Consider the following 25,021-nt stretch of genomic DNA (forward strand, 5'->3'; position numbering starts at 1 on the left):
AATTATGAATAAATATGTCTTTATTTTTTTTATAAACTGTATTGTATTCCAATTACAAGCACAGTATACACAAATACCAGACAGTAACTTCGAAAACGCTTTAGCTGCTTATGATGACATTGCTAATGATGGACAAATACCTACTTCTAATATTCAATCTTTAACTGAATTAGTTGTCAATAACAAAGCTATTTCTGACCTAACAGGTATTGAAGCTTTTATCAATCTAGAAGAACTGAATGTAACCCAAAACAACCTAACAATACTAGATTTATCTTCAAATACTAAACTGGTTGATATTAATATTTGGAACAATAAAATTGAAACCTTAAATATTCAAAACCTAATTTATTTAGAAAAGTTAACTGCAACCACCAATGAGCTTACTGGCTTAGATGTATCAACAAACATAGCCTTAAAAACACTTTCTATTAGTTATAATGATATTGTAAGTATAGATTTATCAGACTTAACTAAATTAGAACAATTTACGGCTTTTAGAGTACCTACTTTGCAAACACTTATTTTAGGTAATAACAGCTCTTTAGACGATATTTATGTAGGAAGATGTAACCTAACTAGTTTAGATGTATCAGAATGTCCTAAACTTGAAAAAATCTATTTAAATCAAAATAACTTAACAACCTTAGATTTTAGCAATAATCCTTTACTTGAAGATATTGACGCTTCAAAAAATCAATTAACAAGCATTGATCTTAGAACAGGAAATACTCAAAATTTTTCTAACATAGATTTATTAGACAATCCGAATTTAACTTGTGTTTCAATTGACGATCCTGGATTAGCTACTAAACTATTTACCTCTGAAATTGATCCGCAAATGGCATATAGTAAAGACTGTAACACTTTAACCTTTATTTCTGATGACAATTTTGAAACTAAATTAATTGATTTAGGAATAGATGATATTCAAGATAACCACATTCTAAATACAAATGCTACAGCAATAAACTCTTTAGACATCAGTAATTCAAATATTTATAATCTCTCTGGAATAAGTGCTTTTACAAATTTGACAAGCCTAAATGCTAGTCAAAATCAATTAGAAGAAATCGATTTTTCATCAAACTTATTATTACAAGAGATAAACCTATCCAATAATTTAATAAAAGTACTTGATGTTTCAATGTTAGCACAGTTAACTAGTGTAGAAGCACATACTAATCAATTGTTTCATTTCAATTTACAGAATGGCAACAATACGAATATTACAACTTTTTCTTCTAATGGAAATTCAGACTTAGTTTGTATTCTAGTAGATGATGAAATTTTTGCAAATACCAATTTTACTACCAAAGATTCTGGTACAAGTTTCAGTACTACAGCATGTACAACGATATATACAGCAATACCAGATGTAAATTTTGAAGATGAGTTAAGTGCTTATGATGATGTGGCAAGAGATGGGAAAGTACCCAAATTAGCCATTCATAATGTTACCTCTTTGTATATGAGATCAGATAATATTTCAGATTTAACTGGAATAGAAGATTTTTACAATCTTAAAACGATTACCCTTACCAGAAACAATCTAAGTACAGTCGATTTTTCTAGCAATGAAAAATTAGAAACACTAATTATCGATAGCAATAACTTAACTTCTATCGATGTAACTAATAATACTGCACTATTATCATTAAATCTGGAAGACAATAACTTGTCAACTATTGATTTAACTGGAAACCCTTATCTAAAATCTTTAAACCTTTCAAGAAATAGTCTTACTTCGATAGACCTCACAAACAATACCATATTAGAAGACTTAGAATTACAAGCAACTAATCTTAGCACTCTTGATATAACAAAAAATACAGCGTTGGTAAATCTAAACCTAAATGGAGTTCCTTTCTCTTCATTAGACCTTAGTAATAATACAAAACTGGAAGTTATTTATGGTGAGGAAAGCGATTTACAAACAATAAACACTACTGGATTAGTTAAATTGGAAGAACTTCATTTTTCTGAAGGATCAATTTCTTCTCTTGATTTATCTACCAATACCGCTTTAATAGAATTAAGTATTGATGAGTGTAATTTGTCTAGTATAGACCTTAGTAATAATACAGAGTTAACCAATTTATATTTAAATAATAATGCAAATCTAGCTACCGTTACTTTTTCCAATCAATCGTATAACAATCTTAGAGAACTTAGTTTGAGTAGCACGCTCATAGAAAGTTTAGATCTTTCTTATATGCCAGCATTAGAAACTATTGGAGTAAGCAATACAAAAATATCTAGTTTAGATATTTCTCAAAATCCAGTATTAAGAAGACTATCTGCTAACGATGCACAATTGGAAATTTTAAATATTAAAAATGGTAATAATAGTAATTTTACTTATTTCGATGCTTCAGGGAATACAAAGCTTACATGTATTCAAGTAGATGATGTAGATTATGCAGATACTAAATTTACTAGAAAAGATTCACAGACCAATTTTAGTACAGATTGTGAGTCATGTACAATGAATGTAAGAGCTATTTTAGAAGGTCCTTTTAACAGTTCTGAATTTGAAATGAATGACGATTTAAGAACTAACAACTTACTACCTACAACATCGCCTTACGAAGACGGAGCTACCTGTGATACTTCAATTTTTAATACATCAAATTCTAGTGCCGTAGTTGATTGGGTTGAAATCCAATTAAGAAGTGCCGACGATATTAATGAAATAGTTGCCAGAAAATCATTTTTCCTACAAAAGAGTAGTGCTGTAATGAATTTAGATGGCTCATCACCCCCGGTAATTAGTGCTTGGCAAGGTAGTTACTATGTAGCTATTGCACACAGAAACCATTTAACAGCAGTAACCAGTACACCTTTAGTTTTTGGTGATGACGAAGCTAATGTTGATTTTACTTCCGATGGAAACGTGTTAAATGGTTCTAATGCCTTGGTAGAGGTTACCAATTCAATTTTTGCCTTACCTGCAGGAAATGTAGCTGGAAATGGACAAATTCAAAATTCAGATATAAATATAACAATCCCTCAATTAGGAATCTCTAGTTACTCATTGTTTGATGTAGATATGAATGGACAGGTTCAAAACGCTGATATCAATCTAATTATGCAAAACACGGGTAAAGGAGAGCAATTTTAACCACAAATAATTAACCAATGAAACTACTAAACCCCAGAAAGAAATTCAAAGTCAGAAAAAAAATAGAACGATTTTCATTTTTACCAATTGTTTATAAAGGAACTCTCTTTTGGTTGTCTAGAATAATTATTGAAAAATCATTTAATGGTTCTAGCATGCAAATTATAAATATTCAAAAAAAATAAAACATATAACCAGCCTCCTGATTAAAAATGTATCTATGTGTCATAACTATAGTAAGGGTTTGGGAGGTTTGGTTTTTCAAAAAAATTGAACAAATCATGAACAAAAAAATACTATTTATCGCGTTAACTTTATTAAGTAGCATCACCTTTGCTCAAAATATAAGTTTCACCTTTGTTAATGCCAAAAATACCAACGATGGTACAAACGATTATTATGAAGCTGATATTTACATAGCTTCTGATGTTGATTTCAAACTAGGTTCTGGACAAATCTATTTCACCTATAATACAGCGGCTTTTGGAACCAATATACATACCAATAGTAATTTTGAATATTCTCAACCTTCGGGAAGTATTTTAGGAGAAACTTATTCAGGTTTTCCTGCTTATAAAGACTTTATTGTAAACGATAATACAACATCAAGAGTATCAACATCCTTTCAACAAGGATTAAGTAGCGGTACTATTACTGCTAATAATATTACTTCAACACCAAAGCATTTATTTAGTATTAAAATTAAATATACAGATGTTAATGAAGAGCCAACCGTAGCTTTTGAAACAGGAGGCGTATTTTTAGATCAGTTTTTTACGGCTTGCGGACCTGCAACTTTTGGTTTCCCTGATTGTACAAACGAGCCAGGAGCTCAAATTACAGGAGATTCTTTTGATTCAGCAGGAGCTGTTGTGGTCGATGGAGTTAGCTGGACAGGGAATACCGATTCTGATTGGTCTGTTACAGGAAATTGGAGTGGAGGAGCTATACCAATTACCACAGATGATGTTACTATTCCAAATGTAGCAACTACACCACACGTTACTACAGGAAATAATGTTCAAATTAATTCACTTAGTATTGATGCTTCATCATCTTTACAAGTTTCAGGAAGTGGAGCAATTAATGTTACTGGCAATTTTACCAACAATGGAACAGTTACTATGAGTTCAAATGCAAGTACAAGCAGTTCATTAATTGTACAAGGAACAGCCAACGGAACAGTTACTTACCAACGAGGAGATTTAGTAGCAAACCAATGGTATGTTATTAGCGCTCCTGTTACTGGGCAAAGCATTAAAGAGTTTGCTGAAAATGTGGCTAATGATATTCGTATGAATACTACAGTAACCCCTAATAGATATGCTATTGCATATTATGACGACAGTAATAGCACAGGTTCTAAATGGGTATACTATACAACTGACGATTTAGCGACCAATGCATTAACTTTTGAATCGGGTAGAGGTTATGCTATTTCAAGAGCTACCAATGGAAGTGTGAGCTTTACAGGGAATCTGGAAAATAATTCAGTAGCAAAAGCTATTACTGCTTCAGAATGGAATGCTGTTGGAAATCCTTTTACTGCATTTTTACCTATTAACGAAAACTCTGGAGATAACTTTATTGCAGATAACTCTGGAAGTTTAGACCCATCCTATGTAGCAGCTTATATTTGGGATCAGGCACAGAATAAATATGTTCCTAACTCATCTGTTAGCTCAGAAAATTCATTAGCTCCAGGGCAAGGTTTTTTAGTAAAAGCAGCTACAAGTGCTAATTCAATAACATTAGATCAAGATCAACGATTAAATCAACCTGCTACAGGTGGAACTTTTTCAAAAGCTAGTAAATCAGATAAACAAACCATTAAACTACTTGTTTCCAATGGAAAACTACAAGTAAATACTTTGGTTATTTTAAATGAAACAGCAACCGAAGGCTTAGACCCTGGCTATGATATTGGAAATTATGGAAAAACTTCTTTTGATATTTTTACTCGATTAGTTAAAGATGATGAAGGAATAGAATTCGCTATTCAATCCTTAGCAACTCCAGAAAGTAAAAGTATAATTCCTTTAGGAATAAAAGCTGCAGCTGATTCTAAACTGCAATTAACTATGGAAGCGAATAATATTCCTCAAAACTTAGAGCTGTATTTAGAAGACACAAAGGAAAACACGCTACAAAAGTTAGACAATTCGACTATTGAAATTGATCTTATAGAAGACAATAGCGAACGATTTAAATTACACTTAGTAAAAGCATCAAAAACGAATATTGATCCAACTATTATAACTGATAATACTCTAAAAGTATTTACCATTGAAAGTGACTTAATTGTTGAAGGGATTTCAGAAGGAGAATTTACTTTAAACCTATATAACACACAAGGAGTTAAAGTTATAGAAACAAAGAGAGTTTCTGATGGAAAAACAATAATCAAACTACCAAAATTAGCTACTGGAATCTACTTAGCAAATGTACAGTACAAAGAAGGAAATAAGCAGGTTAAGCTAATCATTAAACAATAATTTAAGAGATCAAAACAATGAACAAGAATATACAATCAGAAAATAAAATAAGTAGAAAAGAAGCTTTAACAAAACTTGGAAAATATGGTAAATATACTGCTTTAACAGCTTTAGGAACCTATATGATTCTTAACCCGCAAAAAGCACAAGCACAAAGTCCTGAAGCCCCAGGTGATGGGTTTTAAATAGTCTTTGAAAGTTTATTAAGAAAGCATCCTTTTTAGGATGCTTTTTTTGAGTATTTACCATTGTAAATAAAGATTGTGTGTAACCTAAAACTATATATAGACAGCATTATATATCAATTATTTTATTATATTTGATAAATATACGATACAAAAAAGTTAAATATATGATACAGTTAGTTAAAGATTTTGAATTGTATTCTTTAAGAATAGGAGAGCTAATTGAAAAATCTAATTATAAAACAAAGTATTTTATTGAAAAACTCGAAGTTTCTAAACCTACCTTTTATAGAAAGTTAAAAGACCAAACTTTTACTGTAAAAGAGTTAGTAAAAATTGCGGAATTACTTTATCCTCAAGAATATTACGAATGGAAATTGAATAATAATATCTCTGAAAGTAAAAAACAATATAGAGAAGGTAAATTTGAAAATGCTCGTACTACTATAGAAGAATTACGAAAAGAATATCAAAACCAATAAGGGTAACGTTTATTATTCCATACAGAAACAATTAAATAAGTATCATTGTCAACCTGATCATATAGTATATAAATTTGCTCAACAACTAAAATCTTTCTAAGATTTAACCTTTCATCATATATTCCTGTATATAATCCTTTCTCCAATAATTCAATAACCTTATCAAAAAAATCCAAATAGTTTAAGGCAACTTTTTTTCCAAAGTTCTTAAATAAATATGCTACATTTTCTTTATTTTCTAAGCTAGCAAGCTCAGATATCACTATCTTTTTCATTTGTAAAAAAGTAAACTTAATAAGTTATATACTAGGCTCTTTTTTACAATGGGGAGAATTATGTAAATATAATATTAAGACATTGAACAACCAAAATAAACAATTTTAAAACTCTTCTAAAGCAGGCAAAACTTTGTTACTAAAGTCAAATAAAGCTTGATTCTCCCATGGAGATGCATTAGTAGCTTGAGTTCCTTTCCATGCTACTAACTCAGCTCCCCAATAACAAAAACCTATTCCATTTTTAACTTCATTCGTAAGTTTTTTAACTTTTCGTATAAATAACTGTTGTCCCTCTGGTGATGATGGATAATCAGGTAAAATCAAGTGACTATCTAAACCAACAATATTATTGGTCCAATCATTCCAACCTAGTGTAAAAGGATATGCTGTTTCAGCTATGAGTATTTTTTTATCATGCTCATTAGCCAACTGATTCATTGTAGATGCCAGCTTATTCAAAGATTTCCCATGCCAAATTGGGTAGTATGAAAGTCCAATTATATCATAATCAAGTGTTTTTACTTGATTATAAAACCATAGAGCATTTTCTATACCTGCAAAATGTATTATAATTTTAGTACTCTTAGAGTGGTCTCTAACAGCTTTAATTCCTGAACTCATTAGTGCACTAAACTGATTATAATTATCAGTTATATGTCCCATTGGATGCAAAAATCCAGTATTAATTTCATTACCAATTTGAATGTATTCTGGCTGTAAATTTTCTATTACTTGTTTAGTATAATCATAAACTTTGTCTTTCATTTCAGAAAAATTGAGCCCCATCCAATTCGCAGGTATTTTTTGCTGACTAGGGTCTGCCCAAGTATCTGAATAATGAAGCGTTAACCATATTTTAAAACCCTTGGTTTTTAACTCTTTAGTAAACTTTTGGGCTTCATCAAAACCCGAATGTACATTCGAAGGATTTACCCATAGTCGTAACCGAATAGTATTGATACCACTTTGTTTCAGGATATCTAAAAAATTTCTCGAATTTCCGTTTGAGTCATAAAACTTTGTGTTTGAACTTGATATTTCAGGAAACCTAGAAATGTCTACAGCAGAAATAAACTCTTGTACTTCATCTTCATTTTCAAGATTTATAGTATTGCTCTTACTACAAGAAGTAAAAACTAAAACAATTACAAATAGAATCCTGAATACATTCAAAAAAGCACCTTTATTCATCTTTAAAATATTGGAAAAACGAATATAATTAAAAAGAGTCTATTTTTTAATTGAATACATTAAAAAAAAGGAGGGAAGTATTGTTTAAATTACCAACATTCTCTTTACTTTTTACGCTCAATTTAGAGTTAAATAATAGAAAGAGTTGTAGTATTTTTGTCTTTCATTTTTATAAATCCAGAAACTTGTTAAAAAACATAGAGCATTTACCCCAAGAAAATTATAGAGATACAGACTATTTTATATTCTGTTTAGAAGCTGTTGATGATGTTGAAATGAATGAGGATACACTTACTCAAAAGAAATTAGAGGAGTTAACTATGCAATATGGAATCGCTAGTATTTATCAAACATGCGATTCTATTGAAGGCTTAGAAGCAAGTTTAAATACTTTGGTTTTAGATGATCACAATTTTAAAAACTATGAAATTATCTACTTTGTTATAACAGGCGAAGCCAATAGCATTTGTTTGAATGATTATTACTATAGTTTACAAGAAATTGCAGAGATTTTTGAAGGTCGATTAAATGATAAACTATTGCATTTTTCTAATGCAAAAGTGCTTGATTTAGATGAAGATGAAGCACAGTATTTTTTAGATATTACAGGAGCAAAAGGTATTTCTGGATACGGTAATCAATTTAATGGAATAGCTAGTTCTGATCTTGATAAAGTGTTTTTTAACCTGTTTAAAAAAGACGATGACATGTTAAATGCAGTAGAAAAACTTTACAAAAAGCACTATAAACTATGTAAACTTCTCGATTTTAGGTTGTATTATTAAATTACTAAAGCCTATTTAATTCACACATTATAATTGTATTATTGTTAAAGAAAAGTAGTTAAAATTGGATTCACTTACTCAAATTGTATTAGGAGCAGCAGTTGGCGAGGCTGTCTTAGGAAAAAAAATTGGCAACAAAGCCTTACTTTATGGAGCTATTGGAGGTACCATTCCTGATCTTGATGTATTTCTGGGTTCTTTTACAGATACCATTACTGCTATAGAATTACATCGTGGTTTTAGTCATTCTATTCTATTTTCTATCATTATGGCACCACTTTTGGGCTGGCTAGTCAATAAATTAGAAAAAAAGAAAAACCTTGGTTGGCAACCTTGGGCAAAACTATTTTTTTGGAGCTTGATTACACATCCATTATTGGATGCTTTTACTACATGGGGCACACAAATACTTTGGCCATTAGATATCAAAGTAGCGTTCAATTCTATTTTTGTTATAGATCCCTTATATACTTTACCATTTCTCTTTTGTTGTATCGCAGTTCTTTTTTATAAACCTGAATCAAAACGCAGGGCACAAATTAATCAGTTTGGTCTTATAATATCTACAAGCTATCTTTTTATCGCCTTGATTTTAAAGTTGATAGTTTATAATAAAGTTGAAAACGAATTAAAAAATCAAGGGATACAATATACTGTCATTAGTACACGTCCAGCAGCTTTGAATACTATTTTATGGAATATTAATATCGATACAAAAGACAATTATCTTATTACTGATTATTCTTTTTTTGATACTCAACCCTTAAAATTTACTGCATATCCTAAGCATCGTGAAAAATCTGATGTATTAACTAAATATACTAATGTACAACGACTTATAGATATTTCAGAAGGTTGGTATATTATAGAACAAAAAGATAACCAATGGTATTTTAACGATTTACGTTTTGGATTAATTCCCAAAAAAGATGGTACTTCATTTTTTACTTTTTCTTATCTTTTAAAAGAAGAGGAGGGCAATATCCAAGCAACAGAACTTCCTAAAACTGGTCGTGATGCCAAATTCTTGATGAAAACACTTTGGCAAAGAATTAAGGGGAATTAATTCCTTTTTTAATAATATACTAGATTGATTATTTAAAACTCAATCCAAAATGTAACCAGTTACATTTATTTCGATATATTTGCGTAACCAGTTACATATAAAATGGAGAAAGATTTTTTAACAACATTAGATTATTCAGGAATTATAGCTAGAGTAAAAAGATTTAGCGATAGCATAATTTATGATGTAAGAAAAATATATGACAATTCTGAATTTGATATTGAACCTAATTGGCATTTATATTTTTTACTCTTAGAAAAAGAACATCGCTTAACAGTAACAGAAATAGCAGACAAGCTAAAGTTCTCACATCCAGCAGTTATAAAAGTAATTAAGAAAATGGAGGAGAAGGGCTATGTGTTAATTTCAACAGATGAAAAAGATTCGAGAAAGAAACTTATTGAGCTCTCTCAAAAAAGTAAAGAAATGTTTCCTGCTTTTAAACTTCAATGGAAAAAGATTAAAGATATAGTCAATGAAATTGTTAATGAAAATTTTTTATTACAATTTTCTCAAATAGAAAAAAATTTAGATGAAAAGAATTTTTTCGAGCGTTTCAATGATGATAAAAAACTTAAAAACAACAAAATACAATAATATGTTACCTGAAATAATAGATAGACATCCTAGTGCAATAATTCCTTTAGAAGGAGTTACTTCAAAACTAATTCAAGCTGGAAATCAACAGTTTATTTTTATGGAATTTGAAAACGATGCTGAAGTTCCTACTCACTCTCACAATGCACAATGGGGAATTGTTTTAGATGGAGAAATGGAATTAACCATAGATGGAAAACCTAGATTATTAAAAAAAGGCGATAGCTATTTTATCGAAAAAGATGTTTTGCATTCTGCTAAAATTAAAGCTGGTTATAAAGACTTAACTTTATTCGATCAAGCTGATAGATATAAAACTCTTTAATATTATATCAAATTCACTAATTTTAAACATCTTGTTTAGAATTTATAAATTGAGATAAAAAACATTAAAATCTGTTACTTTTTTTGACCTTCCTGAGAATCGCGTATTTTAAAATTTCTGTATCATAGTACTGAATACTCAATTCTCAGAGAGGTTAAAATTTGGGTGTTTTTTTCTAAATTTTCACCAATAAGTTTCTTTTAAATATTGAAGTCAATATAACCTTAAAATAAATGTTAATTATAAGAATCTAAAGTGTTCTATACGATTAGAACAAAAAAACGTTCTATATTTGTAGAAAGATTTTGAGATATGCAATTAACAAACACAGAAGAAAAATTAATGCATTATTTATGGAAAAGGGAAAAAGCATTATTAAAAGAATTGTTGAATGATTTTCCTGATCCAAAACCAGCAAAAACAACCATAGCTACTTTGCTAAAAAGAATGACAGAAAAGGGAATTATTAATTATCATCTCTTAGGATCAAAGAGAGAATATTATCCGTTAATAGCAAAAAAAGAATATTCATCGAGTTCAGTTAGTAAGCTGATTAAAAACTTTTTCAATAATTCAGCTGTGCAGTTAGCTTCATTTTGTACAACAGAAAATAACATGACAGAAGAAGAGCTAAAAGAACTACGCAGCATTATAGATAAACAGCTTCAAAACAAGTCAAAATGATGTATTTCTTTATCAAATCAACTGTTTGTGTAAGTCTTTTGTTTGTGTTCTATAAATTGTTTTTAGAACGTCAAAAAATGCATCAATTCAATCGATTCTACTTGTTAGCAATGCTATTAATGGCTATCATATTTCCTAATTTAAAAATATATATGGAAAGCCCAATAGAGAATATAAGTAGTATTAGTACAATACAAAATAATACATATTTTACTTATTTTTTCTACCTATATATAATTGTTACAAGCTTTTTATTAGTTCGTTTCATTAAAAGTTTAGTAGCTATTTTAAAAAGGATATTTAAGAATAAGCACATAAAAAAGTATAAAAATGTATCATTGATATTATTGGATGAGAAAATACTTCCACATACTTTTTTAAGTTATGTATTTCTTAATAAAGAAGACTATAAATCAAAAAACATTGCACAAGAGTTATATACTCACGAATACACACATGCTATTCAAAAACATACCATAGATGTATTGTTTACTGAACTTTTTCAAATAGTATTCTGGTTTAATCCTTTAACACATTTAATAACAAAAGCGATTAAGTTAAATCATGAATTTATTGCAGACGAATGTGTAATTGCTACTCATAAAAATCAATATTCATATCAAAATATGTTGTTAGATCTAGCAACTTTTCACAATTCGAATGTTCTTACCAGTAATGTAAATTATTCACTTACAAAGCAACGCTTTTTAATGATGAATAAAAGAACACCATCCGTTTTAAAAAGAATAATTCAAATAGCGGTACTACCATTATTCACTTTAGTTTTTTTATTTATAGCTGATATTACTACAAATAAAGAAGAGCATCATCACAATGAAGAGCATAGAAGCTATACAGAAAGCTCTTTAAAAGAACACGAATAAACATCCATTTTATCTATTAAAATTTAGACCAGCTTTTTTCTAAAAGTTAAAAAAAACCTAAAATATTTTTGTTCTACAATATTAGAACAATATATTTGTTCTGTATCTGTAGAACAATTATTAATTTAAATTTTAAGAAAATGAAACTAAAAAATGTACAACGATTAACAGTTTTAATGGCAATAGCTTTAACTATTTCTTGCAAAACTAATGCACAGCACAGTGAAGGAAATCATTCTGAAAATAAAGGACACGAAACTAAAATGATGAAAGGAGCCCATGAACGTGATTATGAAGGGGGAGAAAGTGAAGAGGATGGAAGCCAATTAAAAAAGAATGAAACCTATAATTTAACAAAGAAAGGAGTTCAATTAGTGCTAAAGTTTGATGAAAAATCAAATGCTTTTAAAGGGTTTATGCAAAATAAAACTAAAGAGCCAATAAAAAGAGCTCGTGTAGAAATTCATTTATCAAATGGCAAAGAGTTGGGGCCAACAAAACCAATAACATTACAACCAAATCAAAAGCAAAAACTAACTATAAAATCAACAAAAAAATCTTTTACAACTTGGTCTACACATGCAGAAGTAGGGAGTAACGAACATGCTCACGGAGAACAAGAAGGCAAGGGGCATGAAGGTCGAGAACGTGGAGAACACGGAAAAAAGAGAGAAAGAAAAGGAGAACATTAAACTAAGAGCAATGAAATAAGATTACCTAATATTTTTAATTAATCACTTAAATTTCAATAATTATGAAAAAAGTAGTTTTATTTTTTGCGATGATTTTCGCAATAAACCTGATAACAATTTCATGCAGCCAAAACAACAATGAAGCTGGAGAAATGATGCATAATGAAAATGGCATGGGAGAAGCAGGAGAAGGAAATCATTCCGAAACAGGCAATGAACAAGGAGAAAGTGGAAAGCGTTGGGCAAAAAATGCCACCGCAGACGAAACTTTAAATGGTATTCGAGCTATTATTACATTTAATGCATCAACCAACACTTTTGAAGGAACTTTTCAAAACCTAAACACAAATGTGGCACAACAAACACGTTTGGAAGTACACATTTTCGATGCTAATGGAAATAGTACAGAGTATGGTCCAACTCCAGGAGTTGATATGCAACCTAATGAAACAAGGAATATAACATTATCAATTCCTACTGGTACAAATTTTGTTGAATTTGCAATGCATCCAGAAGTAGGAACAGCAGGATCTGGAGGCTAAAAAAATTCCATAACTATCTTATACAACGAGAACAGAATTGAATTCTGTTCTCGTTCTTATTTATATATAAATTTAACTTCTAGTAAAAATTTAATAAAGCTTATCAAAATAGAAAAACGTAACTTTTCATATTCTTTGCCTGAAACAACGATAGGAGTGAAGCATCATTAAAATATTTCAATATAAATCAAAGTCATTTCACATATCATTTTAGACGTTTCACTTTAAAAATTAAATTATGCTTCAACTACTGAAATACATTTGTCTCATAATTATTAAAAAATAAAAATGAAAGCAATCAAAAATATCTTAATAGTTACATTATTAATAGCCAGTTCAATAACATTTGCTCAAGACAAAAAACTTAGCGAAAAACAAAAAGAGCAAGCAAAAGAAAAATTAGCACAGTATTTTGAAAAACTGAACTTATCTGAAACTCAAAAAGCATCATATGAAACTATTGCTAAAAAATATGGCGAGCAATTAAAATTTGTAAAAGAAGCTGGTCTTTCTAAACAAGAAAAAATAAAAGAAGTACAGCGTATTCAGTCTGAAAAGGATTCTGAACTAAAAGAATTATTGTCTGAAGAACAATATTTAATGTATCAAGATTTCAAGACAGATAAACGTAAATCATTAAGTAAAAATTTTTCGGGTGAGTTTTCAGAATATATCAATCGATTAAATCTAACAGAAGATCAAAAGCCGCAATATATCGAAATTTCAAAAAGATATGGTAGTCAATTAAAAGCCTTAAAAAATAGTAGCAAATCTCGTTTTAGTAAATACAGAGCATATAAATCTATTCAAAAAGGTAAAAACAAGGAAATGAAGTCCTTATTGTCATCTAAACAATATAAAGTATATTTAGAGATACAAAAAGAAGTTCAAAAGAAGATGAAGGAAAAACGAAAAGAAAAAAAATAATAACTCTTTAATTATAAAAGGCTTGCAATGCAAGCCTTTCTATCTATGAATAACAACAAACTCATACTTATAGTAGCTATTAGCTTTTCATTGCTGGTAAATATTCCTCGTCTTGTATTTTTATTCGGTAGTGCAGATGGTAGTGGTCTTTGGGAAGTATCAACAAATGATACCTTGCTTCGTATTATATCCTTATTTGGATTTTGTTTTTTCATTCTAAAACTTAATATAGATTGGAGTATTCAATGGTTTCAAAAGAAGACTTTTTTGAAAGCTATTTTTTTAAGTTTTGCAATTCTTGTTGTTTGGATTTTCATATTTAGAATTTTCGATGTTGTTATCAATGGAAATAATTCAACAACATTAAACCCTCGTTTTAATAGTTTTGTTTATTTCTTTGTTATGCTGATGCTTATAGTTATTAGCAGAACTATTACACTTAATAATCAAGCGAAAATTGATGCTGTTGAAAAAGAGCAACTCAAGCAACAAAGTTTACAAAATGAATTGGCTGCCTTAAAAAATCAAGTTAATCCTCATTTTCTATTTAACTCTTTAAATTCATTGAGTTTGTTGGTTAGAGAAGACCAAAATTCAGCAGGAAAATTTATAAAGAAACTCTCTTTTTTATATCGCTATATTCTTCAAAGTAAAGACCAGGATTTAGTTAGCTTAAAAGAAGAATTAAAGTTTTTAGATAGTTATCTTTATTTAATCAAACAGCGCTATCGAGAAAATTTTAAAGCCATTATCAACATTGATGATGCCTTACTTCAGAAGAAAATTCCGTCATTAGCATTGCAATTATTGGTTGAAAACTCTGTAAAACACAATGAGATTTCTGTAAATAAACCTTTAAGGGTTACTATTTATAGTCAAGATCATTTTTTAGTTGTAAAGAATAAATTGCAAAAACGAACAGGCAATGTAGAAAGCACCAACACCGGATTAAGCAATCTAAATACCAGATTTAAGCTACTTTTAAATAAGGAAATAAGTATTGAAAACAACAGTGATTATTTCATAGTAAAATTACCAATAATATGAACGTACTAATCATAGAAGACGAACAAGCTGCAGCAGAAAATTTAAAATATCTTTTAAAGGAAATTGATCCTTCAATTACTGTAGAAACTGTTATAGATACTGTGGTTGATGCTGTAGATTTTTTTAATAAAGAACATTCAATAGCTTTAGCTTTTTTCGATATTCATTTAGCCGATGGTATATCCTTTGAAATATTTGAAAAAGTCCAAGTTAATGTTCCTATCATCTTTACAACGGCTTTTGACGAGTATGCTATTAAAGCTTTCAAGGTTAATAGTGTAGATTACCTATTAAAACCAATTGACGAAGAGGAATTAAAAGATGCTATTGATAAATACAAATCTACAAGACAAGCTTCGCCAATTAATGAGCAATTTCAGCAAATGTTGCAGTTAATAAAATCAGAAAAGAAGTCGTATAAAAACACTTATTTGGTACAACAACGAGATACCTTAATCCCTTTAAATGTAAACGATGTAGCATATTTTACTATTGATGATAGTATTGTAAAAGCAGTTGATAAAGACAATAAAAGTTTTATTATCGATAAAAAGCTTGAAGACATTGAAACAGAATTGAACCCTGCGCTATTTTTTAGAGCTAATAGACAGTTTATAGTCAATAGAAACGCTATCGAAAATCTTCAGCTCTATTTTAATGGAAAATTGATTTTAAATGTCAATCCTAAACCACAGGAACAAATAGTTGTAAGCAAGGCTAAAGCGCCCCAATTAAAAAATTGGATGCACCATCAATAGTTAAAATAACATTAAGGTCGTTTCACTTTCTATTTTAGCAGCTTCACTTTCATTTTTTAAATAAACACTCTTTTCCTCAATACTTTTGAACCATAATTAACACACAAATATTATGGAAACAACATATGCAAAAGTATTCTTCTTGATTTTTATAGGTTTAATATTCGCTGAGATTATTTGGTCTTTAATTACTAAAAAGGGAAGTTATAGCACAAAAGATTCTCTTTCTAATTTGGTAATTATCATTATTGGTAGATTTATAAAACCAATTTCATTGGCTTGGGGATTATTTTTATTTGAAGCTGTTGAGTCCTTCAAACTATTTACAATTCCAGTTAACATTTACACATTTCTTATAACTTTTATGGTGGTAGAAATGGTGTATTACTGGTATCATAGATGGAGTCATGAAATTCCATTTTTATGGTCAATCCATCATACACATCATTCAAGTATGTGGTTTAACTTAACAGCAGCGGGTCGTTTAAACTGGGTAGGTAAATTTACGAGTATTCTATTTTATGTGCCGTTGGTTATTTTAGGCTTTGATCCCACCTTAATATCATTATCACTAGCCATCAGTTTATTGTATCAATTTCTATTACACACAGAAGCCGTAGGAAAGTTAGGAGTTTTGGAGGGAAAGTTTTTCAATACACCCTCTGCCCATAGAGTACATCATGGTTCTAACGAAAAATACTTAGATAAAAACTATGGTGGAATGCTTATTTTTTGGGACAGAGTTTTTGGAACTTATGTTCCCGAAACTGATAAAGTAACCTATGGAGTTACTACTGGGTTTATGGGACACAATCCGTTTGTAATTGTATTTAAGCCTATGGTAGACTATTTTAAAGGGGTATTTAAAAAACAAAAATTATCAAAACAGTAAATTATAGTATAATAAAATGAGTAGGAGAGTGGGGGATTCAGTTTTATTAGATTATGAAATAACAATTAAATAGAAAAGAGACAGTTAAAATGCTGTCTCTTTTTTGGTTTATTTCCTCTGAAATTATAAACCTTCTAAGTTTTAATTTTTCAGCATATTGCTACATTTTGTTTATTCTCTAAACTAGCCTAATTGGATGTAACAACCTTTCTCATACGTAAAAAAACGACATTTAATATTAATAAATTATATTAATTTATATTCTTAAAAATTAACCCAAGCTTCGCTTTTCTGAAGTATCATAAATTTTTATATTTACTTAAAACAAATGGACAATACTATTATAAAAATATGATGATTTGAATAACTCTTTAACGAAAATAAAAAAGAAAATATTAGAAATAACAAGCAGTTTTTCAATTATTTCAGATTATTCACAAATTAATGATGATATAGATTTATACATCGCTGGAGGTATTTTAAGAAATTATTTTATTGAACCTAATTTAAATATTAAAGACATTGATGTTTTTTATAAGGGAGAAAGCGAAAAATTTATAAAAAAGTTAAAAGAAGAGGGAGAAATTAATAAAGGACCTTTTGGTTCTTTACGTTGGTTTCCAAGAAATGAAGATAATATATATTATGATATAATATCAATTAATGAATTTAATAATGGAGTAGAAAGATGCTACAGTATTGAAGATGTTTTGAAGCAATTTGATTTTACAATTAATTGTTTTGCATATTCTTTACGAACCGGTGAATTTTTTGCTTCAAATAAAGCAATTGATGATATTAGAAATAAGGTAATAAGATTAGTTAGATTTGATTACCCAGATGAAAATATAACTTCATTAATTAAATTAAAAAGAACATCTGTACTTTGGTTTAGAATATTACATTATGCCAGTAATTTAGGTTTTACAATTGAAGAAGAAACAATGTTATGGATAAAACAAAATAAAAATTACTACAATGATTTATCTCTTTTTGAGAGATTTTTCTTTATTCCAAAATTAAATGAAAAAATATTAAAAGAAATTATTTAATGGAACAACAAACACTAGACAAGATATTAAAACATTTCACAAGATTTACATTAAAAACATATAAAGAATTAGAGAAAGGAGTAATGACAACAAAATATGTCCTTACAGGTTTTGAAGGTTCAAATGAAAAAAAATTCATTGTTAGAGTATTCCCAAAAGGAAGAGAGTTTATAATGAAATATGAACCAAAAATATTACAAGAGGCTCATGAAAAAAAGATCAAAGTACCTAAATTAATAGGTTCTTCAAATGAATATCCTGTATCTAATTTATCTTATATAATTTATGAATATTTACCAGGAAGACCTTTAAATGAAATTTACGACAATTTAAACAAAAAAGATAAAAACATCATTATCAGCGAAATAGTAGATAATATTTTCAATCTTTCAAAAATAAAATGCAATAATTTTGGTCCCTTAGAGAATGAATTGACAGCAAAGCATAATTGTTGGGAAGAATTTTTAATTGATTCTTATAAAAATTCTGAAATTTATTTAACAAATAATAAAGAACTAAAAAATGATTTATTAAAACACTATAATTTTTCTTTAATAAAAGGGAATAACAACAAAGAGAAACTTAATAATTTGGTTTGGTTAGATTTTCATCCAGAAAATATAATTATAAACGATTTAAATAGATTAGAAGGATTTATTGATTTTGAAGAGGTCATTTCTGGTGATTTAAAAATGGCATTAGGTTACTTGTATGCGAGGGAAGGATCAAGCGATTTTTTTAATGAGGTATATAAAGAATATTTAAAAAAAGATAATACAATAACAATAAAAAAGATAGAAGAATATTCTTTTATAAGAATTTGCAGAATAGCACCTTATTTAAATTTAGACTTACCTTCAGGAAAAAAAAGAGATCCTTTATTAAATGTTTTCAAAGGAATAAAAGAAATAAATTTGAGATTTAACACAAACTTAAAAAAATATAAATCTTTTTTAAATGAAATATTTTTTATAGAAGAAAACACTGAAAAAAGATCAAACAATCAACAAAAAATTAGAGCAGCTATGAGCTTATTTTGGTTTTCAATAATAATTGTAATTGCATTTTTAACCTTATTTAATATAGAATTAGATAGAACTAAAATTTATAATCAAACATGGAATAATACAGAAAAAATTTCTTTAAAATATGCTAATGCTCCTGTTTGGTTTAAACATCAAGATAAAAATTTGTATAGTGATGTTGTCATTTCTGATAAAATGAAACAGCAGCTATATAAATTAGCTTCGGACTCATTACCAAGAAATAATTCCTATTTTAAAGCTGTAAACTCTTTAACTTTTGATTCAAGACAAAATGCTCCAAATACATTAGCTGTTATATTTGCTTGTGGATTACTATCAATATTAGGGGTTAGTATAAGAAGTATGTGGGATTTTGTAGGAAATGCAAGTTATAAAAATGATTTAAATTTAAACCGCTGGTGGCCTTGGTATTTTTTAAGACCTTTGATAGGATTTCTTGCTGGTATTTGTTTTTACTTTTTATTTAACGCAGGAATACTAGAATTAAAAGGAACAGGGGTTACAAAATCAAAATTATATTTATTACTAGGTTTAACAACATTAATTGGATTTGGACTTAATGATTTTATTGAGCGATTAAGATTAATTTCTAAAGCAATGTTTGGGAGTGATAGTAAAAAATAATACAGTAGATAAAAGGTAATTAAAATCTATATGATTTAATTTAAAAATCATCATGAATTAATTTATCATTAATAATCATTAAGTTACCTGAAATAATTGACTCAAGTACAACTGATTCTCCAAAAGTTTTATTTAAAAGTTTTAGAACTTTTTTTCTTTGAGTTTCGTTATTTATTAAAATATATCTTATATCATTTATATCATCTAATTTAATTGAATATTCTGGTAAGTGAGGTTTCTTTAGTTTTTTTATTGAACTAAACTCACTTTGTTCTTGATGAATTATTTTTTTATTATCTTCTAATTTCGGTATAAATCTCCATTCTCTTTCTTGATATGTTATTATTTCACGTTTTCTATATAAAGTTTTCCAATTTTTAAAAAACTGAATTATAGATGTATTAATTTTAGAGATATCTTTTGATTTTTCATCATACTTAACAAAGAAATTTTCATTCAATTTATTTTCCACTTCTTCAATTGATTTATTATGAAAAATATCATTAATCATATGCTTAAAATGTAAACTAATTAAACTATTATGAAATTTACCAAAAGGAGTAGTTTCATGAATATATACTACTGGAGAAATTGTGTTTTTTATAGCCCATTGTAAACTCATACCAATTCCATATTTACCGTAACGTAAATATAAATCTACATCTCTTAAAGGAATATTACAAAAACTTACCATTGGAATGTAATACTCTATATCATTTATTTTTTCTATACAATAAGAAGGAGCAAAACCATTTCTTAAAATTTTAAGTAATACTTCAAAATTATTTGTATAGTGGAAAATATGATTAATCTTTTTTTGTTCAAATGGAGGTTCTAAATTTCCTTTTTTTAAATTCATTTTTTTAGCATTTTAAAATCAAGCAAACTTTCCTACACAAATTATAATCAAGTGCTTTCTATCTTTTTCTTGTTTTGTAATCTAGAATAAAATATAAAGTTATAAGAGAATCAATAACAACTTAGGCAATTATATAAACATCAATGGTTAACAGTTTTCTCTTATTGATTTTTTATTGGTTACTTATTTTCAAAAGTAGACTTAATTATATGTTTTTATACCTACCGATATGCTTATTTCTTATTTCTTTTTTCTTTGAGTAATTCTAAAATAGGTGCATTGTCTATATTACTAGGAATAATAGGTTCATCATCATCAGTTATTACCACTCTTTCAGGATTATGAATTCCAATTTTCCAAGCATCAATTATTTTTAGCTTACTTTTTTGTATACCAAGTTCAAAAAAAGGTTTCATATCATAATTCTTATCAATGAATGCAGGAATTAATGTGTAATTATTAAAAAACTCGAAACCTTTTATTAAATTTTTAAGGTTTATATCATTTTTTGGTTCCATCATATGAAATCGAGAAGATGATGAAATAAATTGACCTTCTTTCATATTATCTATATCCATAAACTTGTTAATTAATATTTTATACCAATAAGGATTCTTTTTTCTAATACCTTTAATAATAGTAATGCAAATTTCATCATTAGTATCAATTGCACCATATTCATTTATCCAATTTTCAAATATTTTTTTTCCTGCATCTTCATTTTGAAAAGCTAAGACTATACCTAATGTATTATTAGAAGGCAATTTCAAAAAACCAAAACCTTTCCATTTAGCTTTATCCCATAGTTCTGCATCAATAACTGTTTGTGCTTTAAAATTTTGATGAGTTACAGAGTTGAAAAAGGTTTTCTCATTTATCTTTTTTTCTGATTTCAAATTTAATTTAGACACTTTTAATTCTATCGGATTTGATTTCCTTTTAAGTATATAATTCGTTGTCTTTTCATTTTTCCAATTTTTTAGAAAGAATTTTGGCTTTGAAGTTAAAATGTTTGTTAAGGAATTTTTATGCCTAAATATTAAAGATAATCTTTCATTTACTTCATCATTTTTATATAGGTTCTCGAAAAATTTATTATAATCTTTGAAAAGATAGTTTTTTCCAATAATTAAAGGCAAAAACTCTTCCATTAACCCTAATATATCTTTTGATTTATAGGAATAATCTTGTTTTATAAATAAAATAAATGAATTTTTACTAGCAGATTTTATTTTAAAAAAATCATCTAACTTTTGATATTTAATACTGATTATAATTTTTTCTGACAAAGGGAATGCATTTTCAAATGCAGTTGCTAAATAAGATTCAAAATAGGCTAGAATAGTTTCTCCTAAAATAATAAGTTGAATGTCATCATTAGATTTTATTATAAAATCAACACCTAAAACCCTAGTATTAAACGATATGTCTTCTGAATTTAAAAAATTCGTTTGAAAAGCCATTTGTTTTGCAAAAGGTTGATTTGCTAATGCATTATAGAATTTTTTAAAACTATCTTTGGTAAATGAAGAGTCTTTGGATTTATCAATTTCTATTTTTTCCTCATAACCTAATAAATATAAAACCGAACCATTACTTAGCCATAACTCATGTTTATCAAGAATTTCGGGTAAATCTGATAATTCATGAAAGTTCTTATAGTCTGTATTCAATAACCTAGTAGAAAGACAACCATCAATAAGTTCTTCGATAGACATTTGGTCATTATCTAGTTTTTTTTCTGAATCAAAATATTTTTTTATAATATTAAATAATTCATACCAAGAAAGTAATACAGGTATTCGACCTAAGATAACCTCATTTTTTAAAATTTTTTCAAGACTTATATAAATTCTCTTGTCAATCTTACCTTTAGTAAACCATTCATTTGCATATAAATTAATGGCAATAATTAAACAATTATTTGCAGCCCAATATAGCCCCAATCTTGAATATGCATCACTTAATAAAATTAAACAAAAATAAAACTCATCTTGTACTTCTTCTTTAGCTAATTTTCTCACAGCTTTTCCAAAAAACACTAAACTTTCTCTGTTTAAATTGTTTTTTAATTTTGTTGTACCTCTACTCAAATAAATTTTAGCAGATGATAATTCTGAAACTCTAATTGATTCTAATTTTGCAATTAGATCAATTAACTTGTCAAATTCTATATTGTCTGGTAATAACTCACTATAAATATCAATTATTCCTTTTAATTGCTCGAAAGGAATGTCCGAATGGTTTTGGCTTTTTTTAAAATAGGCCTGTAAATTTATAAGCTCGTTAGTTATTGATTTTCTCTTCTTTAATTTAATTGAAATATTAATAATAGCTAAATAAAACTTACATAATAAAGCAGTTGAAGGTTTGCTCTGATTCTTACTGCATTCTTTTAATAGTTTTATAAACTCTTTTTCATCATGACTGAAGTTATTTCCAATATAATCTTTAATTTCTTCAATTGTAGATATTCTTGTTAATAGATTATATAAGTTTAAATACAATTCCAAATTACTCAAATTAGGCTCTTTATTTACTAGAGATTTAAACTCTAAAAACTCTTGATAAAAACCTTTATAATCGTCATACCAATTTAAATAAGTCCAAGCAAGTTGATAATGTATTTTTATTTTTTGTTGTAAGTTATCTAGTTTAATCACAAATCTTTTTGCTCTCTCAAATTTCCCAACAACCTCATTTTTAGGTAATTCTATCATTCTTGATAAAATTGCACTTTTTAAACAATCCTCTACTAACTGAAAATCAACTTCAAAAGTTCTATTTGGATTATTTATTCTTTCTTCAATATCAAAGAGTTCTTCTTTTCTTTTTAAATCATTTGGACCTACGACTTTTTCTTCTAAATGTAAAGATGATAAATTTAAACTGTCAATTACATCATTTAGGAGATGATTGCTATAAACATTTTCAATTATCCATTCTGCATCAAGAATAATCAACTCAATTTTATAATTTTTATTAATTAGGTCTTGAGTTTCTTTTTTATCCTTACTACGAATCTTTTGGTTTGAAAAAAAATATACTTTTGTATAACCTCTATTTGTCCCAATAATCTTATCTACATCAGATTTTACTTTTGGTTTCCAATCCTTTTTAGCACTCATGGCAAAAGCCCAATTTTCATTCTCGTTCCATTTATTATTACTTTGAAACCATCTCTCAGAAATGTAATTAGAAACAGGATATGTTTCTGAATCTGTTTTTCCATCTCCTCCTCCTGTTGGTCCAACTTGGGGTATTAAATTAGGAGTGATTAATTTTTCTGCTAATCTTCGACAAAGAGTTTCAAAACTATCATGCTTTTGATTTGTTGAAATCTGACTAATTTCAAAAGCTAATTGTTCTTTAGTTAATAGAACTTTGGATATTGTTTTAGAGTCAGAAAAAAATTCAGGTCTAATATTTCTATAAAATTGAGAAGGAGTTATGAATTCTTCTTTTTTTTTCACATTCATTGTTGAGTAAGTTCTTATTAGCAATTATTTTATACGCTACTGTTAGTTCTTTTACTGAATCATATATTTTTTCAGCTGTCTCTTATTTGAACATCTGTCTAAGTTATAATTAATAGAAAATTTATATATAACATATAAATTCAAGAAATTTAGAAACTGTTTGAAAGTATTTGTTATGAAACTCTTGACTATCAATATAAAAAAAAGCTTTATCTGAATATTCCTTTACAGTTAGATGTTCTATTTTTTTAAGTTTGATATATTCTTTACTATTCTTTTTAATATCAAAATCAACAGATTGACTATGGACTAATTTATTTCTAAGTAAAGCATAGCTTGTTATTAATTCCCATTCATTTTGTTGAGAACTAAAATCAATTGAATGTACTTTTGATAAAAATTTTTTATACTTATAAATACCTTTTCCTGATATATCATTCAATAAAATAGAATTCCTTGGTTCTATTAATTTACATAAAAGCAATAACCTAGTTTCTAAAAAAGAAAATATAGAAATCATCATTGAATTATGTATAATGTTTGATGCTTGTCTTGAACTTATATAATCAAGATAATCTACGTTACTTTGAACAATAGTATCATCAATAATAATATCATTTTCCATTTCGGATTGCATCTCTTTTATTTCATTTTGAAGAATATTGAGAGTCCCAACTTCAATTGACTTTAATGATAATTTAATAGCGTCTAAATCTCCTTCTAATCCAAGAGGGTTTAATTTAGTTAAATCATTAAATTCAGTAAATCTGTAAGAAGTTAATCCCATAATATTTTAAGGTTTGTTTTTATAGTTCTAATTAGTAACAAAGTGTTAATCTTAAATATTTTGATTTAAAAATATTTATGAATTTTCAAACTCTCGAATGTAAAATAAAATAAACTCCCAGCCTTACGGAAAACCTTACTATAAATAAGGTTTTTCCCTATTTATAAGAAAGGCAAAACACTAGTTTAGAGTAGTAGGAAAGAGCACTTAAAAGCATATT

General features: G+C 27.8%; 23 protein-coding genes. 18 read left to right on the top strand and 5 right to left on the bottom strand.

Going from position 1 to position 25,021, the window contains the following annotated elements:
* Nucleotides 1-4 precede the first annotated feature (4 nt).
* The 4 genes from F7018_RS03815 (at nucleotide 5) to F7018_RS03825 (ending at nucleotide 6,286) form a co-directional block, all read left to right on the top strand.
* On the top strand, nucleotides 5-3,124 hold the full coding sequence (locus tag F7018_RS03815) for a leucine-rich repeat domain-containing protein (RefSeq protein ID WP_150898667.1): 3,120 nt from the start codon (nucleotides 5-7) through the stop codon (nucleotides 3,122-3,124).
* A 281-nt stretch (nucleotides 3,125-3,405) separates the two neighbouring features.
* Nucleotides 3,406-5,619 (top strand): T9SS type A sorting domain-containing protein, encoded by a 2,214-nt coding sequence (locus F7018_RS03820; RefSeq protein WP_175578634.1) that lies wholly within the window; start codon nucleotides 3,406-3,408, stop codon nucleotides 5,617-5,619.
* A 17-nt stretch (nucleotides 5,620-5,636) separates the two neighbouring features.
* The gene (locus tag F7018_RS18295; protein WP_175578635.1) at nucleotides 5,637-5,804 is read left to right on the top strand and encodes a hypothetical protein; all 168 of its coding nucleotides are present in this window, start codon (nucleotides 5,637-5,639) and stop codon (nucleotides 5,802-5,804) included.
* Between the two features lie 167 nt (nucleotides 5,805-5,971).
* Nucleotides 5,972-6,286 carry a hypothetical protein gene (locus F7018_RS03825; RefSeq protein WP_150898669.1) on the top strand — a complete coding sequence of 105 codons (315 nt, stop codon included), beginning with the start codon at nucleotides 5,972-5,974 and terminating at the stop codon, nucleotides 6,284-6,286.
* On the opposite strand, the gene F7018_RS03830 is transcribed toward F7018_RS03825, so the two are convergent.
* Nucleotides 6,274-6,561: a hypothetical protein gene (locus tag F7018_RS03830; protein WP_150898670.1), complete on the bottom strand. Its 288-nt coding sequence runs from the start codon at nucleotides 6,559-6,561 to the stop codon at nucleotides 6,274-6,276. The two genes, F7018_RS03825 and F7018_RS03830, sit on opposite strands and share 13 nt — an antisense overlap.
* A gap of 105 nt (nucleotides 6,562-6,666) precedes the next feature.
* Nucleotides 6,667-7,755, bottom strand: a complete 1,089-nt coding sequence (locus tag F7018_RS03835; RefSeq protein WP_150898671.1) for a glycoside hydrolase family 53 protein — start codon at nucleotides 7,753-7,755, stop codon at nucleotides 6,667-6,669.
* Nucleotides 7,756-7,940: 185 nt separating this feature from the next.
* Here F7018_RS03835 and F7018_RS03840 point away from each other — a divergent pair, with 185 nt between their 5' ends.
* The 14 genes from F7018_RS03840 to F7018_RS03905 all read left to right on the top strand — a co-directional run bounded on the left by F7018_RS03840 (nucleotide 7,941) and on the right by F7018_RS03905 (nucleotide 19,676).
* Entirely contained in the window at nucleotides 7,941-8,540 is a 600-nt protein-coding gene (locus tag F7018_RS03840) for a DUF6642 family protein (RefSeq protein WP_150898672.1), read from the top strand.
* Nucleotides 8,541-8,604: 64 nt separating this feature from the next.
* A complete protein-coding gene (locus F7018_RS03845) occupies nucleotides 8,605-9,606 on the top strand; it encodes a metal-dependent hydrolase (protein WP_150898673.1) in 1,002 nt (333 codons plus the stop codon).
* A 102-nt stretch (nucleotides 9,607-9,708) separates the two neighbouring features.
* Nucleotides 9,709-10,203: a MarR family winged helix-turn-helix transcriptional regulator gene (locus F7018_RS03850; RefSeq protein ID WP_150898674.1), complete on the top strand. Its 495-nt coding sequence runs from the start codon at nucleotides 9,709-9,711 to the stop codon at nucleotides 10,201-10,203.
* 1 nt (nucleotide 10,204) lies between these two features.
* Nucleotides 10,205-10,528 (top strand): cupin domain-containing protein, encoded by a 324-nt coding sequence (locus tag F7018_RS03855; RefSeq protein WP_150898675.1) that lies wholly within the window; start codon nucleotides 10,205-10,207, stop codon nucleotides 10,526-10,528.
* A gap of 312 nt (nucleotides 10,529-10,840) precedes the next feature.
* Nucleotides 10,841-11,212 carry a BlaI/MecI/CopY family transcriptional regulator gene (locus F7018_RS03860; RefSeq protein ID WP_150898676.1) on the top strand — a complete coding sequence of 124 codons (372 nt, stop codon included), beginning with the start codon at nucleotides 10,841-10,843 and terminating at the stop codon, nucleotides 11,210-11,212.
* Nucleotides 11,209-12,096, top strand: coding sequence for a M56 family metallopeptidase (locus F7018_RS03865; protein ID WP_150898677.1), 888 nt, complete (start codon nucleotides 11,209-11,211; stop codon nucleotides 12,094-12,096). Before F7018_RS03860 ends, F7018_RS03865 begins: the two co-directional genes overlap by 4 nt.
* 140 nt (nucleotides 12,097-12,236) lie before the next feature.
* Entirely contained in the window at nucleotides 12,237-12,788 is a 552-nt protein-coding gene (locus tag F7018_RS03870) for a hypothetical protein (RefSeq protein WP_150898678.1), read from the top strand.
* Between the two features lie 62 nt (nucleotides 12,789-12,850).
* Nucleotides 12,851-13,330, top strand: a complete 480-nt coding sequence (locus tag F7018_RS03875; RefSeq protein ID WP_150898679.1) for a hypothetical protein — start codon at nucleotides 12,851-12,853, stop codon at nucleotides 13,328-13,330.
* A gap of 288 nt (nucleotides 13,331-13,618) precedes the next feature.
* Nucleotides 13,619-14,257: a hypothetical protein gene (locus tag F7018_RS03880; RefSeq protein ID WP_150898680.1), complete on the top strand. Its 639-nt coding sequence runs from the start codon at nucleotides 13,619-13,621 to the stop codon at nucleotides 14,255-14,257.
* 45 nt (nucleotides 14,258-14,302) lie between these two features.
* Nucleotides 14,303-15,304, top strand: a complete 1,002-nt coding sequence (locus F7018_RS03885) for a sensor histidine kinase (protein WP_175578636.1) — start codon at nucleotides 14,303-14,305, stop codon at nucleotides 15,302-15,304.
* Nucleotides 15,301-16,062, top strand: coding sequence for a LytR/AlgR family response regulator transcription factor (locus tag F7018_RS03890; protein WP_150898682.1), 762 nt, complete (start codon nucleotides 15,301-15,303; stop codon nucleotides 16,060-16,062). The genes F7018_RS03885 and F7018_RS03890 overlap by 4 nt, the downstream gene beginning before the upstream one ends.
* 112 nt (nucleotides 16,063-16,174) lie before the next feature.
* Nucleotides 16,175-16,954: a sterol desaturase family protein gene (locus tag F7018_RS03895; protein WP_150898683.1), complete on the top strand. Its 780-nt coding sequence runs from the start codon at nucleotides 16,175-16,177 to the stop codon at nucleotides 16,952-16,954.
* Between the two features lie 359 nt (nucleotides 16,955-17,313).
* Nucleotides 17,314-18,006 (top strand): hypothetical protein, encoded by a 693-nt coding sequence (locus F7018_RS03900; RefSeq protein WP_150898684.1) that lies wholly within the window; start codon nucleotides 17,314-17,316, stop codon nucleotides 18,004-18,006.
* Nucleotides 18,006-19,676 carry a phosphotransferase gene (locus F7018_RS03905; protein WP_150898685.1) on the top strand — a complete coding sequence of 557 codons (1,671 nt, stop codon included), beginning with the start codon at nucleotides 18,006-18,008 and terminating at the stop codon, nucleotides 19,674-19,676. The genes F7018_RS03900 and F7018_RS03905 overlap by 1 nt, the downstream gene beginning before the upstream one ends.
* 40 nt (nucleotides 19,677-19,716) lie before the next feature.
* Here F7018_RS03905 and F7018_RS03910 read toward each other — a convergent pair whose 3' ends face one another.
* From F7018_RS03910 to F7018_RS03920, 3 genes are all read right to left on the bottom strand, one after another.
* Nucleotides 19,717-20,535, bottom strand: coding sequence for an abortive infection system antitoxin AbiGi family protein (locus tag F7018_RS03910; RefSeq protein ID WP_150898686.1), 819 nt, complete (start codon nucleotides 20,533-20,535; stop codon nucleotides 19,717-19,719).
* 233 nt (nucleotides 20,536-20,768) lie between these two features.
* Nucleotides 20,769-24,014 carry a hypothetical protein gene (locus F7018_RS03915; RefSeq protein WP_150898687.1) on the bottom strand — a complete coding sequence of 1,082 codons (3,246 nt, stop codon included), beginning with the start codon at nucleotides 24,012-24,014 and terminating at the stop codon, nucleotides 20,769-20,771.
* Between the two features lie 121 nt (nucleotides 24,015-24,135).
* On the bottom strand, nucleotides 24,136-24,801 hold the full coding sequence (locus tag F7018_RS03920) for a hypothetical protein (RefSeq protein WP_150898688.1): 666 nt from the start codon (nucleotides 24,799-24,801) through the stop codon (nucleotides 24,136-24,138).
* Between the last annotated feature and the right edge of the window lie 220 nt (nucleotides 24,802-25,021).

This window comes from Tenacibaculum aiptasiae, assembly GCF_008806755.1.
In the GTDB taxonomy this organism is placed as follows: domain Bacteria; phylum Bacteroidota; class Bacteroidia; order Flavobacteriales; family Flavobacteriaceae; genus Polaribacter; species Polaribacter aiptasiae.